The organism is Phytobacter sp. V69 (assembly GCF_965644215.1).
In the GTDB taxonomy this organism is placed as follows: Bacteria; Pseudomonadota; Gammaproteobacteria; order Enterobacterales; family Enterobacteriaceae; genus Phytobacter.
This window is the reverse complement of sequence record NZ_CBFFRL010000128.1, coordinates 1-14,270: the sequence shown is the minus strand read 5'-3', so window position 1 is coordinate 14,270 and position 14,270 is coordinate 1. Positions and strand designations below refer to the sequence as shown.

Here is a 14,270-nt window from a genome sequence, read left to right as displayed (position 1 = left end):
GATTCAGGCAACCGTCTGTGGTGTTTGCAGAGCTAAGATTGGCGGCTTAGCGTTGCACTTCGGAGTTGAATCCGCCCAGCAGCAATTGCGTTAATCGGGTTGAGTGCTGGCAGCTATGCCGCTCCCGTCAATATTGACGTTCTGAGCGCAACCGTAAAAGATAAACGCATCGATGGGGCAACGGTAACCTTACAGCGTAATGGTGCCCAGTCTGTAAACGGTAATACCAATGCATCCGGGCAAGTTAATCTCACCTCATCCTTCCCGGACGATCAGGATTCATTACTGATCGTTAAAAAGGAGGGATACTCCAATCTGGTCGTCAAGTGCCCGTGTGATGGCATGACCTACGCGGTAAGCCCGGTGATGACCAATCTGGACGGCATGCGTGTGGTGTTGACCTGGGGGAAAAACCCTGCTGACCTGGACTCTCATCTCATGTTCCCTGGCGGTCACATCTATTTTGCGAAAAAAGAAGGGCAGGATGCCAATCTGGATGTCGACGATATTGACAGTTACGGCCCGGAAACCGTCACTATCACTAAGAAACATTTCGGTGATACCTACACTTATGCCGTTCAGGATTACACTAATAAAGATAACCCATCGAGTGCGCAGCTTTCTGCAAGTAGTGCAAAAGTGTTTGTGTATGTCGGTAGTTCACTGGTACGAAGCTATTCTGTTCCCACTGGCACGCCAGGGAATATCTGGACGGTATTTAAATTAAATCCAAACGGGGAATTTGAAGATATTAACCGAATGAGCGGTGAAAGCTTCAATAGAGCAAGCCATGATGTTGATGTTTTGCCTGCTGTATTAGCCGGTTCAAATAATACGGTGGCTTCCGTATCGCAAACTGGAAATAATGCAGAATTGGCAAAGCAATATAACCGCCAGGGAGAAGCAGTCTACAAAGACGGTAATCTTGATCAGGCAATTCAGTTCTTCCAGCAGGCAACTGAAGTCGACAGCAGCTATGGCCAGGCCTTCAGCAATCTAGGACTCGTTTATCAGAAGGATGGCAAAATCGCCGAAGCGATTTGGGCAAACCGCAAAGCCATCTCTTTAGCCAGTGGCGCGAGTGCGGCAACGACCCGTGCAAACTCCTACTACAACATTGCTAAGATTTACGAAAATGCGGGGCAGTACGCTGATGCGCTGCAACATTATCAACTGGCAAATGCGCAAAGAAACAAGCCAGTTTATGAAACGGCCATTGCGCGCGTGAAAGCGAAAATGTAGTCAATTGTTCCATCCAGGCCATCGTAAGGTGGCCTGAAAATAAGATGAATAATCGTAGTAGATCCCCTCAGATTTCAAGTTTTTGTACCCGCGTATTTTCTGCCATCAACTCTCTGCCGTCATCGGTCAATGGTCGCATTGGGGCAATAGCCTCACCTGTTTGCACATCAACCAGCAGTGAGTGCGGTTCGCCCGGTGCAAACAGATTGCCTTCTCCCCACTGACGCAGCGCGACTATTACCGGAAAGAGCGACTGCCCTTTGGGTGTGAGCACATACTCCTGATATGACGTGCCGTCGGAGGCGGGCTGAGTAGTGAAGATGCCCCCATCGACCAGCTTGCGCAGGCGGTCGGTCAGAATGTTACGCGCCATACCTAATCCGCGCTGAAAATCGCCGAAGCGCCGCACGCCGTCGAACGCGTCGCGCACGATCAGCAGCGCCCAGCGATCGCCGATGATGTCGACAGAACGGGCGACGGGGCAGGGTTGGTAAGAGGGTGATAGTTCAGGTGACATAGTCAGTCCTCATGAAAAACTTTCCGGTTGCATTTTAAAACTGGTTTATTTAGTCTTCAACTAGTTTTCTTTTGCAACCAGGTGAGGCGATGAAAGGCGAGACATGCAGTATGGCTGTCATACCCGCATGCGGTGTGACCACGGTCGCGACGACGATGCCGCGCAGTCTGGTGTGGCTGTTTGCCATCGCCAGTGGCCTGAGTGTGGCGAATGTCTATTACGCGCAGCCGCTGCTCGACATGCTGGCGCAGGATTTCTCTATAAGCCAGGCGGCGGTAGGCGGCGTGGTGACCGCAACCCAGGTCGGCTGCGCGCTGGCATTGCTGCTGCTGGTGCCACTGGGGGATATCGTGGAGCGACGCCGCCTGATGCTGCTGCAAATGCTGGGGCTGATGGCGGCGCTCTGTATCGTCGCGCTGGCGCAAACCACGCTGGTGTTGCTGGTGGGCATGCTGGCGACGGGGTTGCTCGGTACGGCGATGACCCAGGGGCTGATTGCCTGTGCGGCCAGTGCCGCAGATGCGCAGGAGCGCGGACGGGTCGTGGGGGCCGCGCAAGGCGGAGTATTTATCGGTTTGCTGTTGGCTCGGGTCTTTGCAGGCGTGGTGAGCGATCTGGCGGGATGGCGCGCTGTGTATGCCGCATCTGCGCTAATGATGCTGATACTACTGCCGATCCTCTGGCGGTGTTTGCCTCGCTTTGGTGTGAACCCGGAATCAGTCAGTGCGCGACATCTTCTGGCCTCAATGCTGACGCTGCTGCGTACCGATCGCGTGTTGCAAATTCGCAGCGTGCTGGCACTGTTGATGTTCGCCACATTTACCATTTTCTGGAGCGCAATGGTGCTGCCGCTGAGTGCGCCGCCCTATGTGTTTTCGCACACAACGATTGGTCTGTTTGCCCTTGCTGGCGTCGCGGGGGCGCTTGCCGCCGCGAGAGCAGGACGCGAGGCCGATCGCGGTCACGGGCAGCGCACCAGTTTTTATGCGCTATTGCTATTGCTACTGGCGTGGTGGCCGCTATCGCAGCTGGAACATTCGCTCCCGATGCTATTGCTGGGAATTGTGCTGCTTGACCTTGGCGGGCAGGCGCTGCATGTCACCAGTCAGAGCATGATTTTACGCACATCGGCGGCGCACGGGCGGCTGCTAGCAATCTATATGCTGTTCTACGCCACGGGCAGTGGATCTGGGGCTATCGCGACAACCACGGTATTTGCGCGCCATGGCTGGCAGGGTGTGTGTGTACTGGGGGCGGCGGTCAGTTTACTGGCACTGGTGGTATGGGCAACAACGCGGCATCTGATGCCAGATGAGAACTGAGACAACAACAGGGGTGATGAGATGAACGAACGGTATCTGCTGGCAGACGCTGATGCGCGCAGCTTACGTTATCTGGATGGCAATAGCACGCGACGCGTCTTTCCTGATGCTGAGTCCATCGCGGCGCTGAGTGCATTTGACGAGCCGCTGCCGCAGGCAGGGGAATCAGCAGAGCAGACGCTGGTGCTGCTTGATGATATTGGTTCGCCGGCGACCACGGCATCGAACGGACCGGGCTATCTGGGGTTTGTTGTCGGGGCGACATTGCCCGCCGCATCTGCCGCCGAGCGATTAATGGTGGCCTGGGACCAGTGCGCATCGTCGTTTCTGAACTCCCCAGTGGCTGACAAAGTGGAACGTATTGCGGGCCGCTGGGTGCTGGAAGCGCTGGATCTGCCGCGTGAAAGCGCCGTTGGGTTTGGTACCAGCGCTACCGCCTGTACGCTGGCCGCGCTGGTGGCAGCACGCCGTGAGCTGCTGGCGCGTGAAGGCTGGGATATCGACAACGACGGGCTACCCGGAGCGCCAGAAATCAAAGTGGTGGTGTCTGAGCTGCTGCACATCACGGTGAAAAAGGCGTTACGCATTCTGGGTTTCGGCATGTCCCGACTGATTATCGCGCCAGTGGATGCCTTCGGGCGTGTTGATGCCGCACAGTTGCCGCCGCTCGACTCACGCACCATTCTCTGTCTACAGGCAGGGGAGGTGAATACCGGTGAGTTCGATCCGTTCGCACAGATCATCCCGCACGCCCACGAAGCAGGGGCGTGGGTCCATATTGACGGTGCATTTGGGCTCTGGGCGCGAGCGTCATCGCAGGTCGCATTGACGCAGGGGATTGAGCTGGCGGACAGCTGGACGACGGATGCCCATAAATGGCTGAACACGCCCTATGATTGCGCGATGGTGATTTGCCGCGACCCTCAGGTGCTGGCCGCGGCAATGAACAGCGATGCGGTCTATATGAGCGCCAGCGCCGATGCGCAGAAGAATCTGACGCTGGAGTTTTCCCGCCGCCCGCGCGGCATTCCGGTTTGGGCCGCGCTACGCGTGCTAGGCCGTGACGGCGTGCGCGAGATGGTCGACAGACACTGTTCGCTGGCCCGCGTTATCAGCAAGGGGCTGGTGGAGCAGGGGTTTGAGGTACTGAACCGGGTGATGATTAATCAGGTATTGTTCCGCTGTGCAACGGATGAACAAACGGAGGTGGTACTGGCTGCGGCACAGGCATCGGCTAAAACTTGGTTTGGCAGTACCCGCTGGCAGGGGAGGCCTGCTCTACGCATCAGCGTTTCGTCCTGGCGTACGCAACGGCAGGATGTGGATGCTCTGCTGATATTGTTGGCGCAGATCCATGTTGAGAGCCAACAACCATAACCCAGGGGAATGTTAATAAACCGATCCTGTTAATTTTTTTCTCAAGGCTGCGCAAGATTGCGTGGCCTTTTTTTTGAATAGTTACCTTGCGGTGTTAAATATTTTTTCTATAAGTGAAATTATTGTGAAAATATTGCCATCAATAAAATCCGCAGCGTTTCGTTAGTGTCTTAAACATTTGTGTAAAGCACGATTAGCATCCAGGATTAAACGTTAAATAAACTCGCATTTATTTATCTTTACCCTTCGTTTGATAACCAATACCCACGTTAAAGTATACATATTGTTAACATGGTTTTTACTATGGAGATGCGGTGTATACAAAATTAACAAAAATGGATTAAATTGATTTAAATCAATATTTAAATGCTTGGAAAAAGCATCAAAAATAGCTAAATTGTCGCCGATCAAATTGGCCTGAAACTGGTAAATTCGGTATAAATTGATCACTGTCGAAAAACGTAAAACAAACCCAATAAAAACCTTTTTATTGTAAGGGCTTTGCGGAGTAATATATTCGAGAGATCAATTTGGGTTTTTTATTAACGTGGTTGTAACTTTTTTGAATCAGCATCAACGTTATTGCTGATGATGATTTAAAAGTGCAACAACTTTGTATTGGGGCATGCGTGTAAACCTTCGCTGACGAGGTTTACTCTCGGAGTCTTCATGCGATGAGCAAGGAGTCATGATGTTAGATATAGTCGAACTGTCACGTTTGCAGTTTGCCTTGACCGCGATGTACCACTTCCTTTTTGTGCCACTGACGCTCGGTATGGCGTTCCTGCTGGCCATCATGGAAACGGTCTACGTCCTCTCCGGCAAACAGATTTATAAAGATATGACCAAGTTCTGGGGCAAGTTGTTTGGTATCAACTTCGCACTGGGCGTGGCTACCGGTTTGACCATGGAGTTCCAGTTCGGGACTAACTGGTCTTACTATTCTCACTACGTTGGGGATATTTTCGGTGCCCCGCTGGCCATTGAAGGTTTGATGGCCTTCTTCCTCGAGTCCACTTTTGTAGGTCTGTTTTTCTTCGGTTGGGATCGTCTGGGCAAAGTACAGCACATGGCAGTGACCTGGCTGGTCGCGCTGGGCTCCAACTTGTCCGCGTTGTGGATCCTTGTAGCAAACGGCTGGATGCAAAACCCGGTTGCTGCAGACTTCAACTTCGAAACCATGCGTATGGAAATGGTCAGCTTCGCCGAACTGGTTCTGAACCCGGTTGCTCAGGTGAAATTTGTCCATACCGTAGCATCTGGCTATACCTGTGGCGCGATCTTCGTCCTCGGTATCAGCTCTTACTACCTGCTGCGCGGCCGTGATATCGCGTTTGCGAAACGCTCCTTCGCTATCGCAGCGAGCTTCGGTATGGCGGCTGTGCTGTCCGTTATCGTACTGGGTGATGAATCCGGTTACGAAATGGGTGACGTACAGAAAACCAAACTGGCCGCTATTGAAGCCGAATGGGAAACTCAGCCGGCGCCGGCTGCCTTTACGCTGTTTGGTATTCCGGATCAGGACGCGCAGAAAAACCGCATGTCCATCCAGATCCCTTACGCGCTGGGTATCATTGCGACCCGTTCTGTCGACACGCCGGTTATTGGCCTGAAAGACCTGATGGTGCAGCATGAAGAGCGTATCCGTAACGGTATGAAGGCGTATCACCTGCTTGAACAACTGCGTGCCGGTTCGAAAGACCCATCCGTACGCGATGCGTTCAACAACGTGAAAAAAGACCTGGGCTACGGTCTGCTGCTCCAGCGCTATACGCCGAACGTGTCCGACGCGACAGAAGCACAAATCAAGCAGGCAACGCAGGATTCTATTCCGCGTGTTGCGCCGCTGTACTTCGCGTTCCGTCTGATGGTGGCGTGCGGTGTGCTGATGCTGTTCATTATTGCCGTATCCTTCTGGACCGTTTGCCGTAATCGCATCGGCGAGAAAAAATGGCTGCTGCGTGCCGCACTGTTTGGCATTCCGCTGCCGTGGATTGCTATCGAATCCGGCTGGTTTGTCGCCGAGTACGGTCGTCAACCGTGGGCTGTTGGTGAAATGCTGCCGACCGCTGTGGCGAACTCAAGCCTGACCGCGGGCGACCTGCTGTTCTCGATGATCCTGATTTGCGGTCTGTATACCCTGTTCCTGGTGGCTGAAATGTTCTTGATGTTCAAGTTCGCACGCCTGGGCCCAAGCAGCCTGAAAACGGGCCGCTATCATTATGAGCAGTCCACCGTGGCTTCTCAGCCGGCACGCTAAGACAGGAGTCGTCAAATGATCGATTATGAAGTATTGCGTTTTATCTGGTGGCTGCTGGTTGGCATTCTGCTGATCGGTTTCGCCGTCACCGACGGCTTCGACATGGGGGTGGGCATGCTGACTCGCTTCCTGGGTCGCAGCGACACTGAACGTCGTGTGATGATTAACTCCATCGCACCGCACTGGGACGGTAACCAGGTATGGCTGATCACCGCGGGTGGCGCACTGTTCGCTGCCTGGCCGATGGTCTACGCCGCTGCGTTCTCCGGCTTCTATGTAGCGATGATTCTGGTGCTGGCATCTTTGTTCTTCCGCCCGGTTGGCTTTGACTACCGCTCGAAGATTGAAGATACCCGCTGGCGCAACATGTGGGACTGGGGCATCTTCATCGGTAGCTTCGTGCCGCCGCTGGTGATTGGCGTGGCGTTCGGTAACCTGCTGCAGGGTGTACCGTTCAACGTGGATGAATATCTGCGTCTGACTTACACCGGTAACTTCTTCCAGTTGCTGAACCCGTTTGGTCTGCTGGCCGGTGTGGTAAGCGTGGCGATGATCATCACCCAGGGCGCAACCTATCTGCAAATGCGTACGGTGGGCGAGCTGCATCTGCGTGCGCGTACCACTTCGCAGGTTGCTGCGCTGGTGACCATAATTTGCTTCGTTCTGGCCGGTGTGTGGGTGGTATACGGTATTGATGGCTACGTGGTGACCTCCGCGCTGGACTACCATGCTGCATCTAACCCGCTGAATAAAGAAGTGGCGCGTCAGGCCGGTGCATGGCTGGCGAACTTCAACAACATCCCAAGCCTGTGGGCGATCCCTGCACTTGGCGTGGTGCTGCCGCTGCTGACCGTGCTGACTTCGCGTGCGGAAAAAGGCGCCCTGGCGTTTGTGTTCTCTTCACTGACGCTGGCATGCATTATTCTGACCGCCGGTATTGCGATGTTCCCGTTCGTTATGCCTTCCAGCATTATGATGAACGCCAGTCTGACCATGTGGGATGCAACCTCCAGTCAGCTGACCCTGAACCTGATGACTTTTGTGGCGCTGGTCTTCGTACCGATCATCCTGATTTACACCGCCTGGTGTTACTGGAAAATGTTCGGTCGTATCACTAAAGAAGACATCGAAAGCAACACCCACTCTCTGTACTAAGTAAGGAGCTGATAATGTGGTATTTCGCATGGATTTTAGGAACGCTTCTTGCTTGTGCATTTGGCATCATTACTGCTCTGGCATTTGAACACGTGGAAGCGTCAAAAGCCGGGAAGCAAGAAGAACATTGATGAATGAGATTATCGCAAAACTCTATGCGGTAATGGACAAGCGTCCTTTACGGGCGCTTTCCCTCATCATGGCATTGATGCTGGCAGGCTGTATTTTCTGGGATCCTTCACGCTTTGCGGCAAAAACCAGTGACCTGGAAATCTGGCACGGTTTTCTGCTGATATGGGCCGTGTGCGCAGGTGTGATTCATGGCGTCGGATTCCGTCCCCGTGCGGTTCACTGGCAAGGCATTTTTTGCCCGCTGATCGCCGACCTCGTTATGCTGGCTGGCCTGATTTTCTTCTTCTTTTGAATAAGAAATCTCCGCTTATGACATGGGCTTGCAAAAGCCCATATATTTTTACTCTCCGTTTACTTCTACCCATTCCAAACCATCTCCCCCGCGCGTATAGTAGCGAAGTTTAAAAGCTCTAACTTTTGTTGCATTACCGGGATGTAAAGTGAATACAACGCTGTTTCGATGGCCGGTTCGTGTCTATTACGAAGATACTGACGCCGGTGGTGTGGTTTACCACGCCAGCTACGTGGCTTTTTATGAACGAGCACGCACTGAGATGCTGCGCCACCATCACTTTAGCCAGCAAGTTTTGCTGGCCGAACGCGTCGCATTCGTGGTACGCAAACTAACGCTGGAGTATTTTGCACCCGCCAGACTCGACGATATGCTCGAAGTCCAAACGGAAATTACATCAATGCGCGGGACCGCTCTGGTCTTTACGCAGCGGATCGTCAACGCAGAGAACAAAGTCCTGAACGAAGCTGAGGTACTGATTGTCTGTGTTGATCCACTCTTAATGAAGCCTCGTGCGCTTCCCAAGTCTATTGTCGCGGAGTTTAAGCAGTGACTGACATGAACATCCTTGATTTGTTCCTGAAGGCTAGCCTTCTGGTCAAACTTATCATGTTGATTTTGATTGGTTTTTCAATCGCATCCTGGGCCATCATCATCCAGAGAACGCGCATTCTCAACGCAGCCGGTCGTGAAGCGGAAGCCTTTGAAGACAAGTTCTGGTCTGGCATTGAACTGTCGCGTCTGTACCAGGAAAGCCAGGGACGCCGCGATAATCTGACCGGTTCGGAACAAATGTTCTACAGCGGGTTCAAAGAGTTTGCCCGTCTGCACCGTGCCAATAGCCATGCACCTGAAGCGATTGTGGAAGGGGCGGCGAGGGCGATGCGCATTTCGATGAACCGTGAGCTGGAAAATCTGGAAACCCATATTCCTTTCCTTGGCACCGTGGGTTCCATCAGCCCGTATATCGGTCTGTTTGGTACGGTGTGGGGGATTATGCACGCCTTTATCGCACTGGGTGCGGTGAAGCAGGCAACACTGCAGATGGTTGCGCCGGGTATCGCCGAAGCGCTGATTGCTACCGCAATCGGTCTGTTCGCAGCGATTCCAGCGGTTATGGCCTACAACCGCCTGAATCAGCGCGTGAACAAACTGGAACTGAACTACGACAACTTTATGGAAGAGTTCACGGCTATTCTGCATCGTCAGGCGTTTACCAGCACCGAGAGTAACAAGGGGTAAACCATGGCCAGAACGCGTGGACGGGGCAGCCGTAACAGTCGTGGCCTCAAATCCGAAATCAATATTGTTCCGCTGTTGGACGTGCTGCTGGTGCTGTTGCTGATCTTTATGGCGACTGCACCGATCATCACCCAGAGCGTGGAGGTTGACCTGCCGGATGCGACAGAGTCGAAAACCGTCAGTACCAATGACGATCCTCCGGTCATTATTGAGGTTTCCGGTGTCGGACAATACAGCGTGGTGGTGGAAAAAGATCGTATGGATCAGCTGCCGCCAGAGCAAGTGATTGCAGAAGCGCAGCGTCGCCTGCAGTCGAATCCGAAAACCGTTTTCTTGATCGGCGGCGCGAAAGAAGTGCCTTACGATGAAATCATTAAAGCGCTAAACCTGTTACACAGCGCGGGTGTTAAATCGGTTGGCTTGATGACACAGCCTATCTGATCACCGGCTTAACAGGCGGCAGTTTTTGGGAACCGAGAGTGTCAAAGGCAACCGAACAAAACGACAAACTTAAACGAGCGATAATCATTTCGGCGGCGCTGCACGTGATTTTGGTTGCACTGCTGATCTGGAGTTCGTTCGATGAAAACATTGATGCTTCTGCGGGTGGCGGCGGCGGTTCTTCTATTGATGCGGTAATGGTTGACCCCGGTGCCGTTGTCCAGAATTACAACCGTCAGCAGCAACAGCAGGCCAGCGCGAAACGTGCGCAAGAGCAGCGTGATAAGCAGGCCCAGCAGCAGGCGGAAGAACTGCGTGAAAAACAGGCCGCCGAGCAGGAACGCTTAAAGCAGCTTGAGCAGGAACGTTTACAGGCGCAGGAAGCTGCCCGTGAGCAGGCCGCAGAACAGAAGAAAGCTGAAGACGCCGCGAAGAAAGCGCAGGAAGCGCAAAAACAGGCGGAAGAAGCAGCAGCAAAAGCCGCTGCCGATGCAAAAGCGAAAGCGGATGCGCAGGCAAAAGAAGCCGCGGAAGCGGCGAAGAAAGCGGCTGCTGACGCGAAGAAAAAAGCGGAAGCAGAGGCTGCTAAAGCCGCCGCTGACGCCCAGAAGAAAGCCGAGGCTGACGCCGCTAAGAAAGCTCAGCAGGATGCTGAGAAGAAAGCGGCTGCGGACGCTGCGAAAAAAGCCGCTGCCGCTGAGAAAGCTGCGGCAGACAAAGCCGCAGCAGCTGCTGAGAAAGCTGCTGCTGATAAAGCGGCTGCGGCTGAAAAGGCTGCTGCTGATAAGAAAGCCGCTGCTGAAAAGGCCGTCGCCGACAAGAAAGCTGCCGCTGAGAAAGCTGCTGCCAAGAAAGCGGCTGCGGATAAAGCTGCTGCTGCATCCGGCGTTGACGATCTGCTGGGCGACCTGAGTTCAGGTAAGAATGCGCCGAAAGGCCATTCAAGTGGTACCACTGGGGGCGATTCTCCTGCTCAAGGAACTAAGCCAGGGCAAGGTGGTGCGTCGCAGGCTGATATTAGTGCTTATATGTCTCAAGTGCAGGCGGCGATTAAGGGCCATCTGTATGACTGGGATACTTATGCGGGCAAAACCTGTACGTTGCGTGTGAAAATTGCAGAAGACGGTACTTTGCTCTCAGTGGCTCAGGAAGGGGGAGACCCAGCGTTTTGTCAGGCGATGTTAGCCGCGACAAACCGTATGTCGAAATTCCCTAAACCGCCAACAACCGAGGTTTATAAGGTCTTCAGAAACGTACCTCTGGACTTTAAACCTTAGTAACGAATTCTCCTGATCGGTCAGGGAAAAACAGACTACGGTAGTCATAGCGTTTCAGTAGTTTTGTATATTTGAGTTTGTTAACATTCTGCTAAATTATCGCGGGTTTTCCGCCCGGATAAGGGAGATATGATGAAGCAGGCATTACGTGTAGCGTTTGGTTTTCTTATGCTGTGGGCAGCGGTGCTGCACGCAGAAGTACGTATCGAGATCACCCAGGGGGTGGACTCGGCACGCCCAATCGGTGTTGTGCCGTTCCAGTGGGCGGGCCCAGGCGGCGCGCCGGAAGATATCGGCGATATCGTGGCGTCGGATCTGCGTAACAGCGGTAAATTCAATCCTCTGGATCGTTCTCGTCTGCCGCAGCAGCCGGCAACGGCCCAGGAAATTCAGCCTGCCGCATGGTCTGCGCTGGGTATTGATGCCGTTGTTGTTGGTCAGGTTAGCCCGAACCCGGATGGTACTTACAAAGTCGCTTACCAACTAGTCGATACTGGCGGTGCACCGGGTACCGTTCTGTCACAGAACTCCTTTAACGTCAGCAAACAGTGGCTGCGCTATGCCGCACATACTGCCAGTGATGATGTGTTCCAGAAACTGACCGGCATTAAAGGCGCATTCCGCACGCGCATCGCCTATGTTGTGCAGAGCAGTGGTGGCCAGTTCCCATATGAATTGCGTGTGTCTGACTACGATGGTTACAACACCGCCGTAGTACACCGTTCTTCACAGCCGCTGATGTCTCCGGCGTGGTCGCCAGATGCCTCTAAACTCGCATACGTGACCTTTGAAAGTGGTCGCTCTGCGCTGGTGATTCAGGATCTGTCCAGCACCGCGATTCGTCAGGTCGCTTCTTTCCCGCGTCACAACGGTGCGCCGGCATTCTCTCCGGATGGTTCTAAAATCGCATTTGCCCTGTCGAAAACCGGTAGCCTGAACATCTATGTGATGGATCTGGGTTCTGGTCAAATTCGCCAGGTGACCGACGGTCGCAGTAACAACACTGAACCAACCTGGTTCCCGGATAGCCAGAATCTGGCATTTACCTCCGACCAGGCGGGTCGTCCGCAGGTTTATAAAGTCAACGTTAACGGCGGTGCAGCACAGCGTATCACCTGGCAGGGTTCACAAAACCAGGATGCTGATGTAAGCGGTGACGGTAAGTTTATGGTAATGGTGAGCTCTGACGGAGGTCAGCAGCATATTGCCAAGCAGGATCTGGTAGCGGGTGGCGTGCAGGTTTTATCGTCAACGTTCCTGGATGAATCGCCAAGTCTGGCACCTAACGGCACGATGGTAATCTACAGCTCTTCTCAGGGGATGGGATCCGTGCTGAACCTGGTTTCTACAGATGGGCGTTTCAAAGCGCGTATTCCGGCGTCTGATGGACAGGTGAAATCCCCTGCCTGGTCGCCGTATCTGTCTAAATAATAATTGGTAATTAAAGGAATTAACGAAATGCAACTGAACAAAGTGCTGAAAGGCCTGATGCTGGTTCTGCCGATCATGGCAATCGCGGCCTGTTCTTCCAAAAAAGCGACCAACGACCAGAATGGCGAAGGTATGCTGGGCGCTGGCACTGGTATGAACGGCAACGGTAACATGTCTTCTGAAGAGCAAGCTCGTCTGCAGATGCAGCAGCTGCAGCAGAACAACATCGTCTACTTCGATCTGGACAAGTATGACATCCGTTCTGACTTCGCTGCGATGCTGGACGCGCACGCTAACTTCCTGCGTAGCAACCCGTCTTACAAAGTCACCGTAGAAGGTCACGCGGACGAACGTGGTACTCCGGAATACAACATCTCCCTGGGCGAACGTCGTGCTAACGCCGTTAAAATGTACCTGCAGGGTAAAGGTGTTACCGCCGACCAGATCTCCATCGTTTCTTACGGTAAAGAAAAACCTGCAGTACTGGGTCATGACGAAGCGGCTTACGCTAAAAACCGTCGTGCCGTACTGGTTTACTAAGAGAATTGCATGAGCAGTAACCTCAGACATCATTTATTGAGTCTGTCGTTACTGGTTGGCATAGCGGCCCCCTGGGCCGCTAATGCTCAAGCGCCAATCAGTAGTGTCGGCTCAGGTTCGGTCGAAGACCGTGTCACTCAACTCGAGCGTATTTCTAATGCTCACAGCCAGCTTTTAACTCAACTCCAGCAACAACTCGCTGATAACCAGTCCGATATTGATACCCTGCGTGGCCAAATTCAGGAAAGTCAGTATCAGCTGAATCAGGTTGTTGAACGTCAGCAGCAAATTCAGCAGCAGATCGGTAGTCTGAGCAATGGCGGTGCGGCAGGACAAACGCAACAGGCTTCGGGCGATCAGAGTGGGGCCGCAGCTCAGGCAACGCCTGACGCAGCAGCCGCAGCCTCTGGCGCGCCGGTACAAAGCGGTGATGCCAATACCGATTACAATGCAGCGATTGCGCTGGTGCAGGATAAATCCCGCCAGGATGATGCGATTGCCGCATTCCAGAACTTTGTTAAAAAATACCCTGATTCAACCTATATCCCGAACGCCAACTACTGGCTGGGTCAGTTGAATTACAACAAGGGTAAAAAGGATGATGCGGTGTTTTATTTTGCCTCCGTGGTGAAAAATTACCCGAAATCACCGAAAGCGCCAGATGCGATGTTCAAAGTCGGCGTCATCATGCAGGACAAAGGTGACACGGCGAAGGCGAAAGCCGTTTATCAGCAGGTGGTCGCGAAGTATCCGGGTACTGACGGCGCAAAACAGGCGCAAAAACGTCTCGGTTCTATGTGATGAATAGCGCATGACCAGAAATCGCTTTTTTTCTGGTCTTGTCGCGCGAATCATAAGCAGTCAGGTGATCTTCCTCGAAATTCTTGTTGCGCTGCGTTCTTAAATCAGTAATATATGCCGCCGTTGCCACGGGATATCAAACAAACCAAAAGCAACGCAAAAGTGGGTCGTTAGCTCAGTTGGTAGAGCAGTTGACTTTTAATCAATTGGTCGCAGGTTCGAATCCTGCACGACCCACCAA

General features: G+C 53.2%; 15 protein-coding genes and 1 tRNA gene. 15 read left to right on the top strand and 1 reads right to left on the bottom strand.

Going from position 1 to position 14,270, the window contains the following annotated elements:
* The first annotated feature begins 93 nt into the window (after positions 1–93).
* The gene (locus tag ACSZPU_RS17085; RefSeq protein WP_499001161.1) at positions 94–1,242 is read left to right on the top strand and encodes a tetratricopeptide repeat protein; all 1,149 of its coding nucleotides are present in this window, start codon (positions 94–96) and stop codon (positions 1,240–1,242) included.
* A 67-nt stretch (positions 1,243–1,309) separates the two neighbouring features.
* Here the strand turns inward: ACSZPU_RS17085 and ACSZPU_RS17080 are convergent, their stop codons facing one another.
* Complete coding sequence (locus ACSZPU_RS17080) at positions 1,310–1,759, bottom strand: winged helix-turn-helix transcriptional regulator (protein ID WP_499001155.1); 450 nt, start codon at positions 1,757–1,759, stop codon at positions 1,310–1,312.
* Positions 1,760–1,869: 110 nt separating this feature from the next.
* Between ACSZPU_RS17080 and ACSZPU_RS17075 the strand changes: the two genes are divergently transcribed.
* The 14 genes from ACSZPU_RS17075 (at position 1,870) to ACSZPU_RS17010 (ending at position 14,269) form a co-directional block, all read left to right on the top strand.
* Entirely contained in the window at positions 1,870–3,081 is a 1,212-nt protein-coding gene (locus ACSZPU_RS17075; RefSeq protein WP_499001153.1) for an MFS transporter, read from the top strand.
* 21 nt (positions 3,082–3,102) lie between these two features.
* On the top strand, positions 3,103–4,458 hold the full coding sequence (locus ACSZPU_RS17070) for a pyridoxal phosphate-dependent decarboxylase family protein (RefSeq protein ID WP_499001150.1): 1,356 nt from the start codon (positions 3,103–3,105) through the stop codon (positions 4,456–4,458).
* Positions 4,459–5,149: 691 nt separating this feature from the next.
* Entirely contained in the window at positions 5,150–6,718 is a 1,569-nt protein-coding gene (gene cydA, locus ACSZPU_RS17065) for a cytochrome ubiquinol oxidase subunit I (RefSeq protein WP_499001159.1), read from the top strand.
* A gap of 15 nt (positions 6,719–6,733) precedes the next feature.
* Entirely contained in the window at positions 6,734–7,873 is a 1,140-nt protein-coding gene (gene cydB / locus ACSZPU_RS17060) for a cytochrome d ubiquinol oxidase subunit II (protein ID WP_499001147.1), read from the top strand.
* A 14-nt stretch (positions 7,874–7,887) separates the two neighbouring features.
* Entirely contained in the window at positions 7,888–8,004 is a 117-nt protein-coding gene (gene cydX / locus ACSZPU_RS17055) for a cytochrome bd-I oxidase subunit CydX (RefSeq protein WP_499001145.1), read from the top strand.
* Complete coding sequence (gene ybgE, locus ACSZPU_RS17050) at positions 8,004–8,297, top strand: cyd operon protein YbgE (protein WP_499001143.1); 294 nt, start codon at positions 8,004–8,006, stop codon at positions 8,295–8,297. The genes cydX and ybgE overlap by 1 nt, the downstream gene beginning before the upstream one ends.
* 148 nt (positions 8,298–8,445) lie before the next feature.
* A complete protein-coding gene (gene ybgC / locus ACSZPU_RS17045) occupies positions 8,446–8,850 on the top strand; it encodes a tol-pal system-associated acyl-CoA thioesterase (protein WP_499001140.1) in 405 nt (134 codons plus the stop codon).
* Positions 8,847–9,539 (top strand): Tol-Pal system protein TolQ, encoded by a 693-nt coding sequence (tolQ, locus tag ACSZPU_RS17040; RefSeq protein ID WP_499001137.1) that lies wholly within the window; start codon positions 8,847–8,849, stop codon positions 9,537–9,539. The genes ybgC and tolQ overlap by 4 nt, the downstream gene beginning before the upstream one ends.
* A 3-nt stretch (positions 9,540–9,542) precedes the next feature.
* Positions 9,543–9,980 (top strand): colicin uptake protein TolR, encoded by a 438-nt coding sequence (gene tolR / locus ACSZPU_RS17035; RefSeq protein WP_041852068.1) that lies wholly within the window; start codon positions 9,543–9,545, stop codon positions 9,978–9,980.
* 38 nt (positions 9,981–10,018) lie between these two features.
* Positions 10,019–11,257: a cell envelope integrity protein TolA gene (tolA, locus tag ACSZPU_RS17030; protein ID WP_499001134.1), complete on the top strand. Its 1,239-nt coding sequence runs from the start codon at positions 10,019–10,021 to the stop codon at positions 11,255–11,257.
* Positions 11,258–11,389: 132 nt separating this feature from the next.
* Positions 11,390–12,688, top strand: coding sequence for a Tol-Pal system beta propeller repeat protein TolB (gene tolB, locus ACSZPU_RS17025; RefSeq protein WP_499001157.1), 1,299 nt, complete (start codon positions 11,390–11,392; stop codon positions 12,686–12,688).
* A 27-nt stretch (positions 12,689–12,715) separates the two neighbouring features.
* Positions 12,716–13,228: a peptidoglycan-associated lipoprotein Pal gene (gene pal / locus ACSZPU_RS17020; protein ID WP_041852065.1), complete on the top strand. Its 513-nt coding sequence runs from the start codon at positions 12,716–12,718 to the stop codon at positions 13,226–13,228.
* Between the two features lie 9 nt (positions 13,229–13,237).
* The gene (gene cpoB / locus ACSZPU_RS17015; protein WP_499001131.1) at positions 13,238–14,029 is read left to right on the top strand and encodes a cell division protein CpoB; all 792 of its coding nucleotides are present in this window, start codon (positions 13,238–13,240) and stop codon (positions 14,027–14,029) included.
* A gap of 164 nt (positions 14,030–14,193) precedes the next feature.
* A tRNA-Lys gene (locus tag ACSZPU_RS17010) sits at positions 14,194–14,269 on the top strand.
* The last annotated feature ends 1 nt before the right edge of the window (position 14,270 follow it).